We start from the raw sequence: 21,628 nt of genomic DNA, 5'->3' as shown, positions 1-21,628 counted from the left end.
GATTATGAGCCGGGGTAGAACGGTTTTCCTATGGAGGCCGGCATGTTGACGCGGATGAAGCCCGGGTTGCGCGAGATCAGCGCCAGCACCACGATCGGCGCGATGTAGGTCAGCATGCTGAGGAACTGGCTCGGAATGTTGACGCCCGTGCTCTGCAGGTGGAAGCCCAGCATCGAGACACCGCCGAACAGGTAGGCGCCGAGCAGCACCCGCACCGGCCGCCAGGTCGCGAAGGTGGTCAGCGCCAGCGCGATCCAGCCCCGGCCGGCGACCATGCCCTCGACCCAGAGCGGCGTGTAGACCGTCGACAGGTAGGCGCCCGCCAGCCCGCACAGCGCACCGCCGGCGATCACCGCCAGGAAGCGGATGCGGCGCACCGGGTAGCCCAGCGCATGCGAGGATTCCGGCGACTCGCCGACCGAGCGCAGCACCAGGCCGGCGCGGGTGCGATAGAGGAACCAGATCAGCCCGATCGTCAGCAGCACCGCGAAGTACACGAGCGGGTGATGGCGGAACAGGGCCGGCCCGACCAGCGGGATGTCGCCCAGCACCGGCAGCGCGTACGACACGCTCTCGGGCAGCTTGGCCTGCACGAAATTGATGCCCGCGAAGGCCGAGAAGCCGACGCCGAACAGGCTCAGCGCCAGCCCGGTGGCGTACTGGTTGGTGTTGAGCCAGATCACCAGCACGCCGAAGAAGGCCGACAGCAGCGCCCCGGCCGCCATGCCGGCCAGGAAGCCGAGCCAGGTGCTGCGCGTGACCACCACGGTGGCGAAGCCGGCGATCGCGGCGCACAGCATGATGCCCTCGGCGCCGAGGTTCACGATGCCGGCCTTTTCGTTGATCAGCAGGCCCAGCGCGGCGATCGCGAGCACGGTGCCGGCGCTGAGCGTGGAGCCCAGCAAGAGTGCGTAGCTGTCCATCATGCCTCCCGACGGGCCGCCCCTAGGGAGGCATGCGCCCCCTCGGGGGGCAGCGAATACACGAAGTGATGAGCGTGGGGGTTCATGGTCATGCGGCTCCTTCCGTGGGGCGGGCAACAGGTGCGGTCAGGGGCGTGCTGGCCTGCAGCGACCCGGTGCCGCCCGCCGTCGCGGCGATGGCCTTGGGCGCCGACTTGCGGCTGATGCGGTACGCGATCAGCGTGTCGCAGGCCAGCAGCGTGAACAGCAAGAGGCCCTGGAACACGCCGGTGAGCGATTTCGGCAGCCCGAGCCGAGACTGGGCGAGTTCGCCGCCGATGTAGAACATGCTCATGAGGATCGCCGAGAAGATCATGCCGACCGGGTGCAACCGGCCAACGAAGGCCACGATGATGGCGGCGAAGCCGTAGCCCGCCGGCACGTAGGGCGTGAGCTGGCCGATCGGGCCCGCCACTTCGAGCGCACCCGCGAGGCCGGCCGCGCCGCCCGAGGTCAGCAGCGCGATCCAGACCGCGCGCCGGGCCGAGAAGCCCGCATAGCGCGCGGCCGCCGGCGCCAGCCCGCCGACCTGCTGCGCGAAGCCGGCACGGGTGCGGAACAGGAAGACCCACAGCGCCGCCGAGCCGGCCAGCGCGATCAAGAGTCCGATGCTCACGCGCGAGCCCTTCATGAGCCGCGGGATCTGCGTCACCGCCTCGAAGGTCTTGGTCTGCGGGAAGTTGTAGCCCTGCGGGTCCTTCCACGGCCCGTAGACCATGTAGCCCAGCAGCAGCACCGCGACGTAGACCAGCATCAGGCTCACGAGGATCTCGTTGGCATTGAACTTGTCGCGCAGGAAGGCCACGATGGCGGCCCAGAACATGCCGCCCAGGATGCCCGCGACCAGGATCGGGCCCACGATCCAGCCGCCGGTGGATTTGTCGGCCAGCAAGGCGACCCCGCCGGCCGCGAGAGCGCCGAACACGAACTGCCCTTCGGCGCCGATGTTCCAGACGTTGGAGCGGAAGCAGACCGCGAGGCCGAGCGCGATGATCAAGAGCGGCGTCGCCTTGACCATCAGCTCGCCCAGCGCATAGCCGCTCTTGATCGGCTCCCAGAAGAACACGGCGAGACCCTTGACCGGGTCCTTGCCGAGCAGGGCGAACAGCACCATGCCGATCAGCACCGTGATCAGCAGCGCCAGGATCGGCGAGCCGTAGCTCCAGAAGCGCGACAGCTGCGGGCGGGGTTCGAGCTTAAGCATGGGCCACCTCCGTCGCCGCCGAGGCGGCGTGCTGCGACTTGTCCCAGAGACCGCTCATCCACTCGCCGATCTGCGGCACCGTGGCGGCGGCGCGGTCGATCGAGGGCGAAAGCCGCCCCTTGGCGATCACGTAGAGCCGGTCGCTGATCTCGAACAGTTCGTCGAGCTCCTCGCTGACCACCAGCACCGCGCAACCGGCGTCGCGCAGCGCCAGGATCTCGCCGCGGATCAGCGCCGCGGCGCCAACGTCCACGCCCCAGGTCGGCTGCGAGACGATGAAGATCTTCGGATTGGCATCGATCTCTCGGCCGACGATGAACTTCTGCAGGTTGCCGCCCGACAGCGAGCGCGCCGCCGCGCCCGGCCCGCCGGCCTTGACGTTGAAGCGCTTGATGATGTCGCTGGCGTGCTGCTGCAGCGCGCGGGTGCGGATCCAGCCGCCGCGGCCCACCGCGTTGCTGCGCGTCAGCAGCATGTTCTGCGCCAGGGCCAGGGTCGGCACGGCGCCGCGGCCCAGCCTTTCCTCGGGCACGAAATGCAGGCCCAGCGCCCGCCGGCGGCGCGGCCGGAAGTGCGCCGCCGGCTGGCCGAAGACCTCGATCATGCGGGCCTCGGCCCGCGTGTCCTCGCCCGAGAGCGCATAGAGCAGCTCCTTCTGGCCGTTGCCCGAGACGCCCGCGATGCCCACCACCTCGCCGGCCCGGACGTCGAGCGAGATGCCGTCGAGATCGACGCCGAACTGGTCCTCGCGCGCCAGGCTCAGGGCCTTGACTTGCAGCGCCACCGCGCCCGCATGCACCGGCCGGTGCTGCAGGGGCGGCGGCTCGGCGCCGATCATCAGCCGCGACAGCGACTCGTTCGATTCGTTCTGCGGGTTGCACACGCCCGTGACCTTGCCGCCGCGCAGCACCGTGCAGGCGGTGCACAGCTCGCGGATCTCGTGCAGCTTGTGGCTGATGTAGAGGATGCTGCAGCCCTCGGAAGCCAGCTTCTTGAGCACCACGAACAGCTTCTGCACCGCCTGGGGCGTCAGCACCGAGGTCGGCTCGTCGAGGATCAGGAGCTTGGGGTTCGTCAGCAGCGCGCGGATGATCTCGACCCGCTGCATTTCGCCGACCGACAACGTATGGACCGGCCGCGAGGGGTCGATGTCCAGGCCGTACTCGGCGGCCTTGCCCTGGACGCGGCGCGCCACCTCGGCCAGCGCCAGGCTCTTGTCCAGGCCGAGCCAGACGTTCTCGGCCACGGTCAGGGTGTCGAACAGGCTGAAATGCTGGAACACCATGCTGATGCCCAGCGCCCTCGCCTCCTGTGGGTTGCGCACGTTGACCGGCTGGCCGTTGAACATCACGCTGCCTTCATCGGGCTTCACCGAGCCGTAGATGATCTTCATGAGCGTGGACTTGCCGGCGCCGTTCTCGCCGAGGACCGCGTGGGTTTCGCCGGGCGCCACCGTCAGCGAGACGTCGCTGTTGGCGACCACCGCGGGATAGCGCTTCGTGATGTGCGCGAGCTGGAGTCTGTGGATTGTCATGCCTGTGCCTGGCTTTTTTTGGGTTTTAGCGACGCATTGTCGTCAGTGTCCGCCGATATAGATGAACTTGAACAGGAACACGCCGCCGATCAGCCAGACCATCCAGTGGACTTTCGTGGCCTGGCCGGTGAACAGCTTGAGCACCGCATAGGTGATGAAGCCGAACGCCAGGCCATTGGCGATGGAATAGGTGAAGGGCATGGTCAGCGCCGTGACGGCCGCCGGAACCACCTCGGTCGTGTCGTCCCAGTCGAGTTCGGTCAATTCCCTAAGCATCAAACAGGCCACGAAGAACAGCGCCGGCGCCGTCGCATAGGCCGGCACCGCGCCGGCCAGGGGCGAAATCACCAGCGCGGCCAGGAACAGCACCGCCACCGTCAGCGCCGTGAGGCCGGTGCGGCCGCCGGCCTGCACGCCGGCCGCGCTCTCCACATAGGCGGTGGTGCTGGAGGTGCCGAGCAGCGAACCCGCGAAGATCGCGCCGCTGTCGGCCAGCAGCGCCTTGTTGAGGCGGTCCATCTTGGCCGGCACCAGCAGGCCGGCGCGCCGCGCCACGCCCATCAGCGTGCCGGTGGCGTCGAACAGTTCGACCAGGAAGAACACCAGGATCACGTTGAGGATGCCGCCCGACAGCGCCGCCTTGATGTCGAGCTGCAGGAAGGTCGGCGCGATCGAGGGTGGCGCCGCGAAGATGCCGTGGAAGACGTTGCCGGCGAAGAAGAACGAGGCCACGGTGACGGCGATGATACCGATCAGGATCGCCCCCGGCACCTTGAGCCGGTCGAGCACCACGATCAGGAAGAAGCCCAGGGTCGCCAGCACCACCTCGGGCGTGTGCAGGTCGCCGAGCGTGACGTAGGTCGCCTTGGACGGCGCCACGATGCCCGCGCTCTTGAGCGCGATGATCGCCAGGAAGAGGCCGATGCCGACGGTGATGGCCACCCGGATCGAATGCGGGATGCCGCGGATGATCAGCTCGCGCAGCTTGAACACCGTGACCAGCAGGAACAGGCAGCCCGAGACGAACACCGCCCCCAGCGCCGCCTGCCAGGTGAAGCCCATCTGCAGCACCACCACATAGGCGAAATAGGCATTGAGCCCCATGCCCGGCGCCAGCGCGATCGGGTAGTTGGCGTACAGCGCCATGATGCCCGTGCCCAGGGCGGCGATCAGGCAGGTGGCGACGAACACCGCATCCTTCGGCATCCCGGCGTCGCCGAGGATCGACGGGTTGACGAAGATGATGTAGGCCATCGTCAGGAAGGTCGTGAGGCCCGCCACCAGTTCGGTTCGCACCGTGGTGTTGTGCTCCCTGAGCTTGAATATCCGCTCGGCCCAGCCGGCCGCGGAAGGCTGCGGCGCGCTGGCGTGCTGCTCGAGGTCGAGCGCTTGTTCTGTCCGGTTCATCGCTTGTGTCTCCGTCTCATTTCTTGGGGTCCGTGGCGTTTTTTCTGCAGGGGTCGCGACGCCGGCGCGACAAACGAATCGGTCTATTCGGGTCCGGTCGCGGCGGGCGGCGGGCGCAGCGAGGCCGCCACCGCCTTGGTGCGCTCGCGCAGCCAGCGCGCCGAGCTCGACGAATGGGTGCGCTCGTGCCACAGTTGGTAGTACATGAGGCGCGGCAGCGGCACCGGGCAGTCGAGGATCGCGACCGGCAGCCGGTCGAGGAAACGCTCGCAGTACTGGCGCCCGGTGGTGAGCACCAGCAGGCTCGAGGCCACCATGTCCGGAATCAGCCCGAAATGGGCGCAGCGCGCCATGATGTTGCGCTGCCGCCCCATCTCGTCGAGCATCTGGTCGATGATCCCGCGCGCCCCCGGGTGCGTGGGCGTCGGCGCGATGTGCTCGGCCGCGAGCCAGCTCTCCAGGTCCCAGCCGCGGCGCACCGCCGGATGGTCCTTGTTGACCATCGAAACGATGTCGTCGCCGAACAGGCGCGCCATGTGCAGGTCCTCCGGCGGCTTGAGCCAGTTGCCGATCACCAGGTCGACCTGCCCGAGCGACAGGTGCGAGTGATAGTCCGAGTCGGACGACAGCGGATGGATCTCGATGTGGCACAGCGGCGCCTGGCTCTTGATCTGCGCCACCAGCATCGGCAGGAACAGCGGGTCCATGTAGTCGCTGGCGGCGATGCGGAAGGTGGTGGCCGCGGTCTGCGGATCGAAGCCGCGGGCGTCGCTGAACAGCACCTCGGCCGAGCGCAGGATCGCCGCAGCGGGCTCGATCATGCGCAGTCCGGCATCGGTCGGCACCATGCCCGAGCCCGAGCGCACCAGCAGCGGGTCGCCCGAGAGCTCGCGCAGCCGTTTGAGGGCGGCGGAGACGGCGGGCTGGTACATCCCCAATCGGATGGCGGCACGCGAGACGCTGCGGTCGGTCAGCACGGTGTGTAGAACCCGGATGAGATGAAGATCGATCTTGTCGAGAAGCGCTTGGTCTCTCATGTCTGCCCGCCGTGGTCTGGAATGTGCGGGCAGTTATACAGCGCTGCATTCACATGGAAAGGCCCTCAGGCGGCGGCCTGCTGCACCGCGGTGATCGCCTTCAGGATCGCCTCGCTGGTGGCCGGCGCGCGCAGCGGCGGATCGGCCCGGTGGCCGCCCACCGCCGACACCGCGTCGCGGATCGCGAAGAAGACCGAGAACGGCAGCAGGAGCGGCGGCTCGCCGACCGCCTTGCTGCGGTGGATCGAGTCCTCGAAGTTCTGGCCTTCGAACAGCCGCACGTTGAACACCGGCGGGCAGTCGTTGGCGGTCGGGATCTTGTAGGTGCTGGGCGCATGGGTGGTCAGGAGGCCGGTCTTCGGGTGCCAGACCAGTTCCTCGGTCGTGAGCCAGCCCATGCCCTGGATGAAGGCGCCCTCGACCTGGCCGATGTCGACGGCCGGATTCAGCGACTTGCCGGCGTCGTGCAGGATGTCGGCGCGCAGCAGCTTCCATTCGCCGGTCAGCGTGTCGACGATCACCTCGCTCACCGCCGCGCCGTAGGCGAAGTAGTAGAACGGGCGGCCGAACATCCGGTCCTTGTCCCAGGAGAGGCCCGGCGTCGCATAGAAGCCGTCGGACCAGAGCTGCACGCGGTCGAGGTAGGCCTCGCCGATCACCGTGGCGAAGGGCAGCGTGCGGCCGTTGACTTCGACCTTGTCGTTGGCGAAACGCACCGCGCCGGCCTCGCCGCCGTGGCGCGCCGCGGCGCAGGCGGCCAGCCGCTCGCGGATCTGGCGTGCCGCGTCCTGCGCGGCCTTGCCGTTGAGGTCGGCGCCGGTCGACGCGGCGGTCGCCGAGGTGTTGGCGACCTTCTGCGTGTCGGTCGCCGTGACCCGCACGCTCTCGAAGCTGACGCCGAGTTCGTGCGCGACCACCTGTGCCACCTTGGTGTTGAGGCCCTGACCCATCTCGGTGCCGCCGTGGTTCACGAGGATCGAGCCGTCGGTGTAGACATGGACCAGCGCGCCGGCCTGGTTGAAGTGCTTGACGTTGAACGAGATGCCGAACTTGAGCGGCGCCAGCGCGATGCCGCGCTTGAGCACCGGGCTCTTCGCATTGAAGGCCGCGATCTCCTCGCGCCGTGCGCGGTAGCCGCTGGTGGCTTCGAGATCGGCCACAAGCTCGTGAATGATGTTGTCGCTGACCCGCTGGCCGTAGGGCGTGACGTCGCGCTCGCCCTTGCCGTAGAAATTGATGCGCCGCACGTCGAGCGGGTCGCGGCCCAGTTCGCGCGCCACGCTGTCGAGGATGTTCTCGATCGCGATCGCGCCCTGCGGGCCGCCGAAGCCGCGAAAGGCGGTGTTGCTCTGGGTGTTGGTCTTGCCCGAGTAGCCGTGCATCGCGACGTCGGGCAGCCAGTAGGCGTTGTCGAAGTGGCACAGCGCGCGGGTCATCACCGGGCCCGACAGGTCGGCCGAGTGGCCGGCGCGCGACACCATCGTGATCTCGGCGCCGAGGATGCGGCCCTCGTCGTCGTAGCCGACCTCGTACTCGTACCAGAAGCAGTGGCGCCGGCCGGTGATCATGAAGTCGTCGTCGCGGTCCAGCCGCAGCTTGACCGGACGCCTGAGCTTGTTGGCCGCCACCGCCGCCACGCAGGCGAACAGCGCCGACTGCGACTCCTTGCCGCCGAAGCCGCCGCCCATGCGCCGGCACTCGACCTGAACCTCGTTGGCGTGCAGGTGCAGCGCGTGCGCGACCAGGTGCTGCATCTCGCTCGGATGCTGGGTCGAGCAGTACACGTGCATCGTGCCGCCCTCCTTCGGGATCGCGTAGCTGATCTGGCCTTCGAGGTAGAACTGCTCCTGGCCGCCGACGTCGAGCTCGGCCTTGAGCCGGTGCGGCGCCTTCGCGATCGCGGCCTGCGCGCCGCCCTCGTTCGTGCTGCGCACCAGGTGCATCGGCGGCACCACGTACTGGCCCCTGGCGTGCGCGTCCTGCGGCGTCAGCACCGGCGGCTCGGCGTCGATCTCGAGCGCGTCGCCGGCGCGGGCCGCGGCGCGGCGTGCGGCGTCGCGCGTCTCGGCGATCACCGCGAACACCGGCTGGCCCAGGTAGCGGATGTCGCCGCTGCAGAGGATCGGGTCGTCATGGACGATCGAGCCGCAGTCGTTGCTGCCCGGAATGTCGGCCGCCGTGAGCACCGCCACCACGCCCGGCATCGCACGGATGGCGTCGAGCTTCATGTCCTTCAGGCGGCCGTGGGCTGCGGGCGAGAGGCCCAGCGCGCAGTGCAGCGTGCCCGCGAGTTCCGGGATGTCGTCGATGTAGGTCGCCTCGCCGGCCACGTGCAGCTGCGCCGACTCGTGCGGACGGCTGATGCCCACGCGCGCACCGTCGCCGTGCGCCTTGGCCTCGGCGCGCTCGTCGATGCGGGCGGCCGCGTTCGTGAGGTAGTCCGCGAAGGCTTCCGCGGGCTGGAGCAGGCTGGGGTCGAGGGGTTTGTTCATGTCAGGCTCCTTGCACGGCGTCGAGGGCGGCATGGGGCATCACGCTCCAGACGCTGGTGGCTTCCACCGGCAGCGGGTCGGTGGTGCGCGTTTCCAGCCACAGGCGCTGCAGCAGGTTCTGCGCCACCTGCAGGCGGTAGTCGGCGCTGGCCCGCATGTCGGTCAGCGGCTTGAAGTCCTGCGCCAGCGCGAGCTTCGCGGCGTTGACGCTGGCCTGGGTCCAGGGCTTGCCCGTCAGCGCGGCCTCGGCCCGCGCGGCGCGCTTGACCGTGGCGGCCATGCCGCCGAAGGCGAGGCGCACTTCCTTGACCACATCGCCATCGAGCGCGATCGAGAAGCCGCCGCACAAGGCCGAGATGTCGCAGTCGAAGCGCTTGCTGATCTTGTAGGCCCTGACCTGCCGCCGGAGCGCCGCGAGAGGCACCGACATCCCCTGCACGAACTCGCCGGGCTCGAGCCGGTTCTTCATGTAGTCGACGTAGAAATCCGTCAGCGGCATGCGGCGCACATGCTCGCCGCGGCGCAGCTCGATTTCGGCATCCAGCGCCATCAGCACCGGCGGCGAATCGCCGATCGGCGAGCCGTTGGCGACGTTGCCGCCCATGGTTCCCGCATTGCGGATGGGGGGCGAGGCGAAGCGAAGCCAGACGTCGGTCAGGCTCGGCGCGCGCTGCGCCAGCGCGCGGAAGGCGCTCTCGAGCGAGGCGCCGGCACCGATGTAGAGGGCGTCTGCGCGCTCCTCGACCACCTTCAGTTCGGCCACGTCGCCCACCGAGATGATGTCGCCGAGATCGCGGAACTGCTTGTTGACCCACAGGCCGACGTCGGTCGAACCGGCGAGCAACTGCGCGCCCGGCTTGGCTTCGCGCAGGGCGGCGAGTTCGGCCAGCGTGGTCGGTGCGTGGAAATGGTCCAGCCGCTGGCCCAGGGGCGCGGCGTAGTCGAAGGTGCTGTCGCGCTTCAGGGTGGACAGGGCCTCGACCACGGGCGCGGTGTCGAGCCGCACGCCGGGCAGGTCGAACATGCGCTGGCCGGCATCGAGGATCGGCCGGTAGCCGGTGCAGCGGCACAGGTTGCCCGACAGCTCGTCGGCCAGTTGCTGGCGGGTCGGCCGGCTGCCGCCTTCCTGGTGATGCTCGTAGGTCGACCACAGCGACATCACGAAGCCGGGGGTGCAGAAGCCGCACTGCGAGCCATGGCAGTCGACCATCGCCTGTTGCACGGGGTGCAGGCGCTGCACCGGATGCTTGTCGTGCTGGGCCGGATCCCTGCCGTGGCTGCACTGCGCCTTCAGGTCCTCGACCGTGAACAGCGCCTTGCCGTGCAGCGTCGGCAGGAACTGGATGCAGGCGTTGACCGTCTGCAGCCGCAGGCCGCCCACCGCCTCTTTGTCGCCGGGCTGGGCCAGCTCGCCGATGACCACGGTGCAGGCACCGCAATCGCCCTCGTTGCAGCCTTCCTTGGTGCCGGTGCAGCGGGCATCCTCGCGCAGCCAGTCGAGCACCGAGCGGGTCGGATGCACGCCGCCGACGTCGACGATCCGGCCGCGGTGGAAGAAGCGGATGGGTTGGGTGCTCGGGGTCATGCGGGTCTCGTGGGTGTCTTAGTCAACGCTCTGGAACGATCAAGAATCGGGCCAACTGGAAGTTAGTGCTTTGCGGCGCTGCATGCATACGGTCGCCGCCATATCTCTTATGTGGGCGCCGGTATGTGACGCCCGGGAAAACCCTTGGGGCCGGGCCTCATTGTGGCGCTGCGAAGGCCCGGCGAACAGCGAACTCCGCCCGTGAACCCAGGGTCCAACCAGGCCACCCCTCACTGCTGGAGTTCTTCATGAAGAAACTGCTGGCTTTGGCCTTCCTGATCGCCGCCGTGTCCGGCGCCCCCACCCCCAGCCTCGCCTTCAACGGAATGCAGGGTGGCAACGGCCATGGCGGAGGTTTTCAGCATCACGGTGGAGGCTTCCACGGCAATCCTGGACTCCACCCGTTCCATGGATTCGGTGGATTCGGCGCATTTCCCGCGCGGCACGCGTTCGTTGCCAGGCGCGGTTTCGTGTTCGTCGGCGTGCCATTTCCCGTGACGGTGAACGCGGTCGGCTACGCGGGCACGTGGCCCGTCTACCTGTACTGCCAGAACCCGGAGGGGTTCTTCCCCGATGTCCAGGCCTGCCCGACCGGGTGGCTGCAGGTCTCGCAGTAGGCCGGTCGCACGCGGACGCGTGCCGCTTTTTCAGCGCTCGGTGAACAGATCCTTGATCGCCTGCCGCAGCAGCCGGTTCGCCGGGTCGCCTCGAAACGCTTGCTCCAGTGCAGCGACACGGTGAAGTCGCGCAGAGGAAGGGCCGGCTCGACGTGAGCCGCCCCGCCTCCATCGTGAGACTCCTTCAACGGGCGTCTTGCACCTTGAGAGCCTTGACGGCCTTGCCCAGAGACCGGATCGCGGCGTCGACTGGATTCTGGTCACACCGCAAAGCCATCACATCCACCACAGCGACAACCCATCGCACCATGGAAGCAACTTCGGCGTGTTGCTCTCGATATGGGACAGGATGTTCCGAACTTTCACCAGCCCGAAAGACATGCCTCCCGACACGCTGAGGTTTGGCATCGGTGAAAAGGTGCCCATCGCGAAGCTGACCATTGGCCTTTAGGCAACGGCTTGCCTACGCAGGATGCATGCGTCAACATTGAACGCGATCAACAGCAAACATCCGCGTCCTCTTCACCTTTTCAGGTAGAGGGCAGCATGGGCCGTCGTGTATTCGCCGAGAGGCCCGACGCGAGCTTCACTAAGGCAAAACAGCGTCGGATCCTTCAAGTACACGAACGCCTCGACAGTGCGGGTCGAGGTCAAGCCGGCCTCCCGCACCCTGATGCGAACACGCTCGTAGCCAGCGGGTTCGCCGACACGCTCCAGAGCATCCATCTTTTCAAGACCCGCGTCGGTCACTTCGAATAGCTGACCTGCCACCTGAAGCCCTTGTCCCGGGTGATTGAGAACCCAAGGGGAATGGCGCTCACCGACGAGATAAAAGGGGTAGCGGTCCTCGGTGACGAAGGTGCCAGGGACGCGGACACCTGAATTCACATCGCTGTTGGGGAATCCAGCCTTGAGGGTACCGAAGACGAATACGAGGTGGCAACTCAAACAGGCTCCGAACTTTGGCCATCGACCGAACTGACGGAGTTCGCTGTAGAGCGCTTCAAGCAGCAGGGCTTCCGCCACCGCGTGGAGCACCTGGCGTACGCGGGCGCGGGACACAGCATTGCTTGGCCAAATGGTCCAGCAACGATGCTCAGGTCAAAGCATCCAGTTGCCGTCGTTCATTTGCCAAACAACTTGGCCGCGTGCTGCCATGTGCGCAGCATGAACCCCGCGCGTTCCACATCGGCCTGCGCGATCAGCGGCGTTTCTCCCACCGGCTTGCCGTTGGATTCCGCGATCACCTTGCCGATCACCGCACCCTTGGCCACCGGCGCCTGCAGGTCCGGCTTGATCTGCACATTGGTGCTCACTTGCTGGCCGCGCGGCACCGTCACCGTCCATGGCGAGCCCAGAGCCGCGTCGACCGTGTCGACCTTGCCAAAGCTGACCTTGGCCTTCGTCACGACCGTGTTCGGCTGAATGGGGGTGGCCTTCTCGAAGTTGCTGAAGCCCCACCCGAGCAGCGTGCGCGTCTCGTCGGCACGCGCCTGCGCGCTGTTGGTGTTGAGGATCACCGTGATGAGGCGCATCCCGTTGCGCTTGGACGAAGTGACGAGGCAGTAGCCCGCGTCCTGGGTGTGCCCGGTCTTCAGTCCGTCAACCGTGGGATCGGTGTAGAGCAGGGCATTGCGATTTCCCTGCTTGATATTGTTGTACTTGAACTCGCGTTCCGCGTAGATCGGGTAGTAGTCGGCGCTGTCGCGGATGATCGCACGCGCCAGGATCGCGAGGTCGCGCGCGGATGCCTTGTGCTCCGGGTCGGGCAGGCCCGTCGCGTTCATGAAATGCGTGTGCGTCATCCCGAGGCGCTGGGCTTCGGCATTCATGAGCTTGGCGAAGCCCTCTTCGGAGCCGGCCATATGCTCGGCGATCGCCTTGGACGCGTCGTTGCCCGACTGGATGATGATGCCGCGCAGGATGTCGATCACCGTGGCCTGGCTGTTCAGCGGCAGGTACATGCATGACTCGGTGCTCGAGCCACGGCACCAGGCGTTCTGACTGACCGTCACAAGGTCGTCTTTCTTGAGCTTGCCTGAGCGGAGGGCCTGTTCGACCAGGAAACTGGTCATCATCTTGGTCAGCGAGGCTGGCGGCAGCGGTTCGTCGGGGTTGGCCGAGGCGAGCACCTCGCCGGAGTCGAAGTCCATCAGCAGCCATGCCTTGGCGGGGATGGCTGGCGCGCCGCCGGCGACAGCGGTCTGTCCAGCGACTGGCGCCGGGGCAGGCGCCGCGGCCGCGGGCTTCGCATGGGTTGCACGCTTGGCGGCGTGGGAGGCTGCGAAGGACATCGAACTGGGAACCAGGGCGCCTGCAGCGATTGCGAGGACGACCGGGAGGATGGAGAAAGTCTTGGGTTTCATGGGTGCTCAGGGGAAGAACGGAGATTGTGGCGGATCAAGCGTCGATTTTCGTTTCGTGCATAGAGGATCGAAGATCGCAGTGCAAGTTCAATCCAAGGCCTGAAACCATCAGCTACCCGTCCGCATCGATGCAGTTGTCCAAGGCCAAGCCTCGCTCGAGCCGGGCGTCAAATCGGCGAGTAGGCACCTGTTCCTCCTGGCCAAGCCGTCAGCACTTCATATCCCTCGGGTGTCACAGCAACCATGTGTTCCCACTGGGCGGACAGAGACCTGTCCTTTGTCACGACTGTCCACCCGTCGGCCAGTTGCCTGGTTTCGCGTTTGCCTGCGTTGAGCATCGGCTCGATGGTGAAAACCATCCCTGGTTCCAACTTGAGCCCTTCCCCGCGCCGCCCGTAGTGCAGCACCTGCAGTTCTTCGTGGTAGACCTGACCAATCCCGTGCCCGCAGTATTCGCGCACCACGCTGAAGTGTTCCCGGTGAGCGACCGACTGAATGGCGTGGCCAATATCGCCGAGAGTCGCTCCAGGCTTGACCTGCCGGATTCCAGCCCGCATGGCTTCGTACGTCGTCTCCACCAGGCGCCGAGCCACCACACTGGGGGTTCCGACGAAGTACATGCGGCTGGTGTCGCCGAACCAGCCATCCTTGATGACGGCGACATCGATGTTGATGATGTCGCCCTTCTTCAGAATCTTGTCGGACGAGGGGATGCCGTGACAAACCACCTGGTTGACGGAGGTGAGGATGGTCTTCGGATACCCGAGATACCCCACGTTGGCTGGAATGGCGCCCTGGATATTCACGATGTGGTCGTGGCAGATTCGGTCGAGCGTCTCCGTGCTCACCCCCGGCACCACGTAGGGCTCGACCATGCTGAGAACCTCTGCGGCAAGCCCGCCGGCCCGCCGCGCCATCCTGATGTCCTCGGCGGACTTGATGGAAGTGCCGCGAGCCACTAGTGTTTTCCAGTGGAAGATGCGCGCGGCTTGCCACGTTGGGCTGTGACAGCCCCGGCGATGTCCAGGCCCCCCGCGAGTTCAGCCCGTATCAACAGTTGGCAAATTTCTCGGTGGTCCAGCTCCGGGTGCATCTCGGTCATCATGCCGACTCGCATCCAATGCTCTGCCTGTGCATTGATAGACCTGCTAAGGGCGTTCCCCGCCACTCGCAAGTTCTCGTGCATCAGGTCCGAAATCTTTACGATACCCATCAGTGACCTCTATACAAAACGTAAACGAAGTATATATGAAATGTATATGTTTCGTATGTCCTGGCGTTGTCCGATGGGATGGGCACGACGAGGCCCTGAAGTCCGCTTTGGCCCCTACCCGAAGAAGGGAGGCCAGTGCGACCCGTCATGCCCGTCGCCGGCGCAGACTGGGTCTCCATCCTCTTACCGGAGCTCATCTTGGAAGCAATTTCGACGTGTCATCGCGAGCCGTTCGCGGCGCCCTCGCAACAACGCCACCTGAACCACACCGAAGCGCGTGCACGCCAACTTCAGATGCGTCAACAATCCGTAGAGAGATGGCCCCGGTTGTCTGAACCCCGAACCGGCTTCGATAAGTGGAGCCCTGCGGGTTTGACATCGGCGCGAGAGTTGTCCACGGCGGCGGGCGGGCGGCACTTTGCGATGAACGCACGACCGACGCGGTGGGCGACTCGGATTCACCGCTCATGCGGCCTGTCGGATCGCCGGCAGCGCGGCGAAGTAGAACTCCTCGGGTGTGCGCTCGTCCAGCGACGAGTGAGGACGCCGGACGTACGTGGCCCACCGAGTCCTAGGCGTGCAGGTATACCTCTTCGTACTTGACCGGCTGCCATCGTGTCCCGAGAACAACACTCAACGAAAAGATTCTGATGACATGTTCACCGACCGCTCGCGCAGCGAGCCTTGCAATTTGCCTCCTAGGCCTGTTGGACTCGCAGGCCATCCGCGCAGAAGAAGCGAACCCGACCCCGACCGATTCCGCATGGGAACTCACTCTTTCGCCCTATGCGTACCACTTCAGCAGCGACCCGAAGCACAAGCCTGTATGGCTGATCGGACTGGAGCACCAGCGCGCCGACGGCTGGTTGTGGGGCGGCGCCTATTTCAGCAATTCCTTTGGGCAGAAGTCGGGCACCGTCTATGTCGGCTATGTGTGGAACAACCTGTTCGATGTGCCGAGACTCTATGCCAAGCTGGTGGGCGGCCTCATGTACGGCTATGTGGAACCCTACGAAGACAAGGTTCCGTTCAATCACAATGGGTACTCGCCTATCGTCGTGCCGGCCCTCGGATACCGATTGACGCCCAAGGACGCGCTGCAGGTCTCGTTGCTGGGCACGGCCGGCCTGATGTTTTCCTACAACCGCCGATTCTGATTGACGCGCCCAAAGGAATGCACTCCTCATGCTTGACGGGAGGGCTGCATCTCATCCGGCGAGTCGGAATCCTCTCATCAGGTCCTCATGGCGCTGAACGTCGGCACAAGTCAACAGCGCCACCCTCCTATGGCGTGCCAGCCCGGCTGGTTCCGTCGGCAACATCAATCGCGCGACGCGAGATGTTCGCGCACCGCGGCCACGTGATTGCCGACCTTGGAAATGGTATCCCGCAGCTTCGCCTCAGTGCATCGAAGCTCCTTGCACCAGTACTGCAACTCTAGGGAATCTTCCTCAAGGATCCGACCTGGATCCAGTGGCTGGAAATTGCTCAGGTCATCAGGCATACAGCCTCCTCAGGCAATGTTGACGGACCTTTATAGGCTTGAGCGAACCGATCTGCAAGGCGGCGCAGAGCGCGAGATCCACCCGCCTGAGCGCCGGCTTTCAGACGTCACGAACTTCCACTCCGGGCCCGTTCGGGTCGCTGGCGCGAACGCCGCCCCGTGAGACCGTTGCTACCTGGCCAGGGCCACCAGCTTCTCTTTGGCACTCTGCAGGAAGCCTCCGCGCTCAACGCCACGCCTCGCCTTGGTTTCACCTTCTGCAATGATTTCGAACGCAGTGGGAGCAGCCAGCTTCCGGCCAAGGTCGTCGCCCATGGCGAGGGCGGCGTGACGCTTGCTGGAAATGACGTGGACCTGGAGGTGCCGGCCAATAGCTGCCGAGACCTTCCGGCAAGCCGCAGACATTGCCACTTCATCAGGGACCTGCTGGCCGTGCACCACAAGCAGTTCAATCGTGGCCTCCTTGCCTTCTCCGAGGATGTAGGCACGCAGAACAGAATCCTTGAACTTTGAACGCAGCATCGTACGGAGGGGTTCCGCGGCAGCGAACGACTTGAGAGCGATAGACCGAAGCTCGTTGTAGAAAACGAACGACATGTTCGCCTCGACCGTCCCAGGTTCGTCGGCCTCCGACTTGTGCCTGGTCAGGATGCCGCTCTTGATGAGATGCTCCTGTGTCCGCTCAACATCGTCTGCATCCAACTTGGCCTTCTTGGCGAGCTCTGCGACGGAAAACCTACGGKTCGGCGCTGCGAAAACGACCTTCAGCAACTTCTGGACTTCTGGAGCGAGGAGGAAATCTGCGGCACTCATTCTGGCTGGGGACAACTTCTACTACGTCATGACCACTGTCCCTTGCCGCATGCGAACACAGGGAGGTCGGTTTTGGTTTTAACATGAAGCGCGCCGCGGCCTCCAGGGAGGCCGTCCGATCGTCATACCAAATTGCGTTGGAGAATGGCGGCACCTGTGAGGGCCCGCCAAGCCTGCGCCCCCAATACCATGACAACTACTACGGCGCGTACTTTCGCGACCCGGACGGGAACAAACTGTGCGTCGCCTGTCATGCCCCGATGGTCGACGGTGCATGAGGTCGTCGCAGCCTCGCTTGGACCACAGAATCCAGCCAAGAGCGGCAGACCTCCATCTATCGCCCCATTTGGACAGATACGTGGTTTCGGCATCGAAAAAGCCTGGCGCCCCCTGGGGTGCATGAGCAAGACTCATGAAAATTTCTCTCGAGCCTCCGAGGCAACCCGAAGTGCTGCAACTCATCGAGAATTTGGATGCCTTCCAAAAGCCCCTCTATCCTGCCGACAGCCATCATGGAATCGATATCGCCATGCTCGAAAAATCGAACGTGGTTTTTGCTGTTGCACGAGATGATGACGGTCAAGCTGTTGCTTGCGGTGCCATCGTTCTCGAAACTGCCTATGGTGAGTTGAAGCGCTTTTACACGAGCCCACACCGGCGAGGCAATGGTATCGCAAGGGCTCTTCTCGGCTTTCTAGAAGAGCAGGCAAGAGGCTACGGCTGTCCGGAGTTTGTGCTCGAAACCGGCAATCTCCAACCTGAGGCAATAGCGCTTTACGCTAGCTGCGGTTACGAACGGTGTGGCCCGTTCGGCCAATACGTGGAAGACAAGTACAGTGTTTTCATGCGCAAGAATGCGGTCCGACCGGCAAGTGGGTCAAAGGGCCCTCCGTTTTCCTTGAAGCCTTCCGGGCCGTGACCGGCTACAGTCGGCCATGGCCGACCCGGAACGCGGCTTGTGACAGAGTCGCGCCTCATGGCCAAGCGGTGCCGCACGCCCAAGGAGCGCCGGTTTTCGCGTCACTGCCACTGGCGTCATCGGCTGAATGCCCATGGAGGGAAAACGCAGATGCATCAAGGGCTTGGTCCAGCCGCATGCGAGCCTGTTCCCCAGGCGAGAGGCGTGATACGCGGCGTCGGCGCGCCGCATAGAACGACTTGGTTTCACACATAGACCGGGTCGCCATGTCGCCACCTTACCTAGGCAGCTGTCTGTGCGGCCAGATCAAGTTCCAACTGACCGCCGAGCCACTCACGTTCTATGCTTGCCATTGCACGGACTGCCAGCGCCGCTCAGGAGGTGCACTGCTTCTTTCCATGTGGGTCTATCGCGAATCACTTGAATTGCTGGAAGGCACGCCTCTATTGGTTTCATCAGTCGCCGGTGACGGGCGAGAACGAAAGAACAAGGTGTGTCCGGCTTGTGAAGTTCGCCTGTGGTCTGAGCCTGTCAATCGGCCAAAGCTAGCGATTCTCCGGCCAGGCACGCTACAGCTGGCCAAAGACTTCACACCCATTGCCCACCAGTTCGTACGCAGCGCTCTCCCCTGGTTTGTTTTCCCAGAAGGTGTCGCACGCTATGAAACCTCACCCGATCCCGCCGAGCTTGTTCGCTTGTGGCGTGAGGCTCGAGTCACTTCACCTCCGCGTGGCGAAACCTGACCCTTCCGGCGACAGGACGACTTGCGACTGGCTGCGCCGCCCGCAGGCTTCGTTCGGCGCATCTTTGCCCCTTTCTGATGGCTTCCAGCGCTCTTGTCTAATACGATGGCGAACCGGCTTCAGCCGGTCAAAGCCATTTGTGACCTAACTGCCCTTTTCATCTGCGTGCCCGCCAAATAAAAATGAGAAAAATTAAATTAAAGCGCTTCTTCATCGTCTTAATGCAAATTGGCTTTCTCTGCGCAGGAAAGGTGGCAGGTGCTCAAACCAGCAATCTCGGAGATATTCAAGCCCTCCAGGTCAAAGAAGCGTTCGCGAGCACAGGCGCTGAATTAACAATGGCTGAAGCGGCCGCGGGGCAGCTTCCTCGCAGCAACCAAGCGCTGCATGCGCTGGCAGTGGCACTTGACAAGATGGGAGACTTGAACATCCTGCAGTCCCGCCAAAACTATCCTTACGACGCGGGTTATCAAGATGCTCGCGAGCTGGCTCGGAATAATTCAAAGGCGCATCCTCATACCAGCCGCTTGATGGCAGCTGTCGATGCCTTCGAAAAAACGTCCATGAGAGATAGTGAGTCACATCTCTGGAAGTTTCGTGATGCCGCAAGGCGCTACTACGAAGCCGCGCGGATTATGCATCGGCGTCTCGTGGAATCTGATCCCGACAACGATGAGTGGCAACGAGCGCTGGCGCTCAATTTAAGCAAAACCAAGCCTGGTCACGTCGGGAAGGAAAAAATCAGGGCGTACTATCAACCCGCACTTGACATACATCGACGCCTTGCAAAACGAGATCCGACCAACATTGATTGGCAGCGCGATCTTGCCACGATATATGGAAAAATTGGCGCTGCAGTGCAGTCCATGGACGGCAGACTTCCAACGGAGTATCACGAAGAACTGGCAATACGCAAAAGGCTATTTGAAGAAGACGAGACGAACACGCTATGGACGCGCGAGTTGGCTATGACGTTCGATGAGATTGGGGCACAGCTTATTCCTTTGGGTAAAATCAATGCCGCACGCGCCGCCTACACCGATGGTCGAGGGCTCCATGAGGATCTAGCGAAACTAGACCCATCGAACGCCCAGTGGCAGAGCGATTTGGCGACGGCATACATGGATGCGGCCCATATGGAGGACGAGGGCCGCGAATTGGGTTATTACCGTGACGCACTTAAAATAAGAACCAGACTGACCGAATTGGATCCGACAAATATCCAATGGCAGATGCGCCTGGTAGAGGCTCATCGCACCATCGCGAGATTCTACAGAAATAAAAGCGATGACGAAGGCGAATTGGCGGCAAATATTGCAGGGCAACAACAGATGGCCCATTTCGCGCAGAAATACCCAGAAGACCGAGGCTGGCTGTTTTACCAGCTGGAGTTCTTTTTCCCAATAGGCGGCGCATATGCAAAAGTGCAAAAGAGGGCTGGGCCGATCTCCGAAGGCGGCTGGGTGCCAGACCCGAAACGATTTGAAGCTGCTCGAGCCGCGCAAGAGGCAACCTTCGAATCAATGGTGAAGATTATTGATACTCTGGCTCGTCAGAATGCCAAAGACTAGCAATTTACAACTTACTGCGAGCAATGAAGAACTTTCGAACTGCTATTGCGTTGTGCGTCGGGTCCTGCATTGCCGCGACTGCGTCGTTGGCGCAAGTCTCACAAGTGCCTGCTTCCGCCTCGGCAGTCGACGCGGCGAATGCGCCGGTGCTGCAGGCTTGTGCCTTGGCCCCGGTGCAGGACAGCACGTGCCCGACAGAGGCAACATTTGGGGTTTTTCGCAAGTTGCCCAAGGACAGCGAGGGCATTCCATTGCGTTTCGAACAGACTCATGTCGTGCCTTTGGCGAGCAATCTGCTCTATGGTTTCGCTATTCGCATGAACAAGGAAAGCGGAAAAGTACGAGTGCTCGCACGCATCACCGGGCCCGAGGCCTCCAGGAAAATTTTTCTTCGGGACCGTGCGGGTAGTTCAGGAGACGGCCGCTCTCTTTCCTACGACCTGACGCTCAACGTGCTCGACGGCTTCATCTATGGAGCAATGGTCACTGCGCCGGGCGATCCGATGGGTCCTCACTCGATGATCGTGTGGGTAGAAGACTGGCAGCCACTGGCGTTTGAATTCGAGGTGGTGCCAACGGATAGCAATCGACAGTGACCATCGAATCACAACCGGCACCGAAATTCGATAAGTCGCCGCATGCGACAGCCACGGCTGGGGCAATCCACCCCCTTTTTCGCCAAGCCGGCCGAACCGAAGCTGTGACCGCCCGGCCCCCTCACCGCTCCTCGAACAACTCCCGGATCACCTGCCGCAGCCACCGGTTCGCCGGGTCCGCCTCGAAACGCTTGCTCCAGTGCAGCGACACGGTGAAGTCGCGCAGCGGAAAGGCCGGCTCGACGAGCGTGTAGCCCCCCTCTTGCGCGAAGCCGCGCGCGATGTTGCGCGGCATCACGACCGCGAGGTCGGTCGCCCGCACGATGGCCGGCAGCACCATGAAATGCTCCGCCGTGAGGCGCACGCGGTCTTCGAGATTCATCAACTGCAGGATGCGCAGCGTCTCGGCATGCGTGCGCACGGCAACGTACTCGAGGGTCTGCAGCGCCTCCAGCAGCGCCTGGCTGTTGCGCCGCCCGCGCGTGAACGGATGGCCCTTGCGCAGCAACACGATGTACCGATCCTTCAGCAGCGCCGCGCGCTGGGTGTCGCCGACCTTCGGCAGGAATCCGAAGGCGAAGTCGATGCGGCCGTTGTCGAGCGCAGGCGCAATGTCCGCCGGCTGCAGCGGCTGCGTCTCGAGCCGAACGCCAGGCGCGATGTCGCCCAGCCGCGCCATCAGCGGCGGCAGGAAGCGCCCCTCCCCGATGTCGCTCATGTGGATGCGGAAAACCTTGCGCGAGGCGGCCGGCTCGAAGCGATCGGGCTCGTTGAGCGCTTCCTCCAGCGTGCCGAGTGCCGACTGCACCGCGGCCGCCAGCCGGTCGGCGCGCGGCGTCGGCGCAACGCCCCCCGGCGCCCGCGTGAACAGCGCGTCTTTCAGCAGCAGGCGCAGCCGGCCCAGGCCGTGGCTGGCGGCAGGCTGCGTGAGGCCCAGCGACTCGGCCGCCCGGCTCACGCTGCGCGCCCGGTAGACCGCGTCGAACAGCCGCAGCAGGTTCAGGTCGATGGCATCGATATGCATGGCATTCATGTTACTTAGTTCGATTATTTTATTGAAGCCGG

Annotated in this window: 21 protein-coding genes and 3 pseudogenes; 9 read left to right on the top strand and 15 right to left on the bottom strand. The window is 64.3% G+C overall.

What is annotated here, in order from left to right:
* Positions 1–2: 2 nt before the first annotated feature.
* From AC1D2O_RS21815 to xdhA, 7 genes are all read right to left on the bottom strand, one after another.
* Complete coding sequence (locus tag AC1D2O_RS21815; protein ID WP_478157893.1) at positions 3–923, bottom strand: ABC transporter permease; 921 nt, start codon at positions 921–923, stop codon at positions 3–5.
* An 88-nt stretch (positions 924–1,011) separates the two neighbouring features.
* A complete protein-coding gene (locus AC1D2O_RS21810) occupies positions 1,012–2,166 on the bottom strand; it encodes an ABC transporter permease (RefSeq protein WP_478092138.1) in 1,155 nt (384 codons plus the stop codon).
* A complete protein-coding gene (locus tag AC1D2O_RS21805) occupies positions 2,159–3,700 on the bottom strand; it encodes an ABC transporter ATP-binding protein (protein WP_478092136.1) in 1,542 nt (513 codons plus the stop codon). Before AC1D2O_RS21805 ends, AC1D2O_RS21810 begins: the two co-directional genes overlap by 8 nt.
* Before the next feature lie 42 nt (positions 3,701–3,742).
* A complete protein-coding gene (locus AC1D2O_RS21800) occupies positions 3,743–5,107 on the bottom strand; it encodes an NCS2 family permease (protein ID WP_478092135.1) in 1,365 nt (454 codons plus the stop codon).
* An 83-nt stretch (positions 5,108–5,190) separates the two neighbouring features.
* Positions 5,191–6,144, bottom strand: a complete 954-nt coding sequence (locus AC1D2O_RS21795) for a LysR family transcriptional regulator (RefSeq protein WP_478157892.1) — start codon at positions 6,142–6,144, stop codon at positions 5,191–5,193.
* 65 nt (positions 6,145–6,209) lie between these two features.
* Positions 6,210–8,636 carry a xanthine dehydrogenase molybdopterin binding subunit gene (xdhB, locus tag AC1D2O_RS21790; protein ID WP_478093197.1) on the bottom strand — a complete coding sequence of 809 codons (2,427 nt, stop codon included), beginning with the start codon at positions 8,634–8,636 and terminating at the stop codon, positions 6,210–6,212.
* 1 nt (position 8,637) lies between these two features.
* Entirely contained in the window at positions 8,638–10,221 is a 1,584-nt protein-coding gene (gene xdhA / locus AC1D2O_RS21785) for a xanthine dehydrogenase small subunit (RefSeq protein WP_478093199.1), read from the bottom strand.
* 248 nt (positions 10,222–10,469) lie between these two features.
* Between xdhA and AC1D2O_RS21780 the strand changes: the two genes are divergently transcribed.
* Positions 10,470–10,838 carry a hypothetical protein gene (locus AC1D2O_RS21780; protein ID WP_478157891.1) on the top strand — a complete coding sequence of 123 codons (369 nt, stop codon included), beginning with the start codon at positions 10,470–10,472 and terminating at the stop codon, positions 10,836–10,838.
* Positions 10,839–10,868: 30 nt separating this feature from the next.
* Here the strand turns inward: AC1D2O_RS21780 and AC1D2O_RS21775 are convergent.
* Positions 10,869–11,005, bottom strand: a pseudogene (locus AC1D2O_RS21775) (LysR family transcriptional regulator); the annotation flags it as partial.
* A gap of 29 nt (positions 11,006–11,034) precedes the next feature.
* Between AC1D2O_RS21775 and AC1D2O_RS21770 the strand changes: the two are divergent.
* On the top strand, positions 11,035–11,289 hold the full coding sequence (locus AC1D2O_RS21770) for a sterol desaturase family protein (protein ID WP_477650248.1): 255 nt from the start codon (positions 11,035–11,037) through the stop codon (positions 11,287–11,289).
* A 71-nt stretch (positions 11,290–11,360) separates the two neighbouring features.
* On the opposite strand, the gene AC1D2O_RS21765 is transcribed toward AC1D2O_RS21770, so the two are convergent.
* Positions 11,361–11,786: a gamma-glutamylcyclotransferase family protein gene (locus AC1D2O_RS21765; RefSeq protein WP_478157908.1), complete on the bottom strand. Its 426-nt coding sequence runs from the start codon at positions 11,784–11,786 to the stop codon at positions 11,361–11,363.
* Here AC1D2O_RS21765 and AC1D2O_RS21760 point away from each other — a divergent pair.
* Positions 11,775–11,882 (top strand): annotated as a pseudogene (locus AC1D2O_RS21760) (hypothetical protein); the annotation flags it as partial. The gene AC1D2O_RS21765 and the pseudogene AC1D2O_RS21760 overlap by 12 nt on opposite strands.
* An 80-nt stretch (positions 11,883–11,962) precedes the next feature.
* Here the strand turns inward: AC1D2O_RS21760 and AC1D2O_RS21755 are convergent.
* The 3 genes from AC1D2O_RS21755 to AC1D2O_RS21745 form a co-directional block, all read right to left on the bottom strand.
* Positions 11,963–13,204, bottom strand: coding sequence for a D-alanyl-D-alanine carboxypeptidase family protein (locus AC1D2O_RS21755; RefSeq protein ID WP_477650247.1), 1,242 nt, complete (start codon positions 13,202–13,204; stop codon positions 11,963–11,965).
* A 167-nt stretch (positions 13,205–13,371) separates the two neighbouring features.
* On the bottom strand, positions 13,372–14,163 hold the full coding sequence (map, locus tag AC1D2O_RS21750; protein WP_478157890.1) for a type I methionyl aminopeptidase: 792 nt from the start codon (positions 14,161–14,163) through the stop codon (positions 13,372–13,374).
* Positions 14,163–14,417, bottom strand: coding sequence for a ParD-like family protein (locus AC1D2O_RS21745; protein WP_477650245.1), 255 nt, complete (start codon positions 14,415–14,417; stop codon positions 14,163–14,165). The genes map and AC1D2O_RS21745 overlap by 1 nt, the downstream gene beginning before the upstream one ends.
* Before the next feature lie 707 nt (positions 14,418–15,124).
* Here AC1D2O_RS21745 and AC1D2O_RS21740 point away from each other — a divergent pair.
* Complete coding sequence (locus AC1D2O_RS21740) at positions 15,125–15,574, top strand: hypothetical protein (RefSeq protein ID WP_478157889.1); 450 nt, start codon at positions 15,125–15,127, stop codon at positions 15,572–15,574.
* Between the two features lie 164 nt (positions 15,575–15,738).
* Here the strand turns inward: AC1D2O_RS21740 and AC1D2O_RS21735 are convergent, their stop codons facing one another.
* Together AC1D2O_RS21735 and AC1D2O_RS21730 are read right to left on the bottom strand one after the other, a co-directional pair.
* Positions 15,739–15,921 carry a DUF3606 domain-containing protein gene (locus AC1D2O_RS21735; protein WP_477650243.1) on the bottom strand — a complete coding sequence of 61 codons (183 nt, stop codon included), beginning with the start codon at positions 15,919–15,921 and terminating at the stop codon, positions 15,739–15,741.
* Positions 15,922–16,092: 171 nt separating this feature from the next.
* Complete coding sequence (locus tag AC1D2O_RS21730; protein WP_478157888.1) at positions 16,093–16,734, bottom strand: hypothetical protein; 642 nt, start codon at positions 16,732–16,734, stop codon at positions 16,093–16,095.
* Between the two features lie 134 nt (positions 16,735–16,868).
* Here AC1D2O_RS21730 and AC1D2O_RS21725 point away from each other — a divergent pair.
* The 5 genes and pseudogenes from AC1D2O_RS21725 to AC1D2O_RS21705 all read left to right on the top strand — a co-directional run.
* Positions 16,869–17,012 (top strand): annotated as a pseudogene (locus AC1D2O_RS21725) (VOC family protein); the annotation flags it as partial.
* Between the two features lie 134 nt (positions 17,013–17,146).
* The gene (locus AC1D2O_RS21720; protein ID WP_477650742.1) at positions 17,147–17,653 is read left to right on the top strand and encodes a GNAT family N-acetyltransferase; all 507 of its coding nucleotides are present in this window, start codon (positions 17,147–17,149) and stop codon (positions 17,651–17,653) included.
* Positions 17,654–17,919: 266 nt separating this feature from the next.
* Positions 17,920–18,396 carry a GFA family protein gene (locus AC1D2O_RS21715; RefSeq protein WP_477650741.1) on the top strand — a complete coding sequence of 159 codons (477 nt, stop codon included), beginning with the start codon at positions 17,920–17,922 and terminating at the stop codon, positions 18,394–18,396.
* Between the two features lie 182 nt (positions 18,397–18,578).
* Positions 18,579–19,967: a tetratricopeptide repeat protein gene (locus AC1D2O_RS21710; RefSeq protein ID WP_478157887.1), complete on the top strand. Its 1,389-nt coding sequence runs from the start codon at positions 18,579–18,581 to the stop codon at positions 19,965–19,967.
* A gap of 23 nt (positions 19,968–19,990) precedes the next feature.
* Entirely contained in the window at positions 19,991–20,563 is a 573-nt protein-coding gene (locus AC1D2O_RS21705) for a hypothetical protein (RefSeq protein WP_477650687.1), read from the top strand.
* Positions 20,564–20,684: 121 nt separating this feature from the next.
* Here AC1D2O_RS21705 and AC1D2O_RS21700 read toward each other — a convergent pair whose 3' ends face one another.
* A complete protein-coding gene (locus AC1D2O_RS21700; RefSeq protein WP_478157886.1) occupies positions 20,685–21,596 on the bottom strand; it encodes a LysR family transcriptional regulator in 912 nt (303 codons plus the stop codon).
* Positions 21,597–21,628 lie beyond the last annotated feature (32 nt).

The sequence above is a fragment of the Variovorax sp. P1_G12 genome (assembly GCF_056405555.1).
The sequence above is the reverse complement of the archived record's forward strand: the minus strand, read 5'-3'. Positions and strand labels throughout refer to the sequence as shown.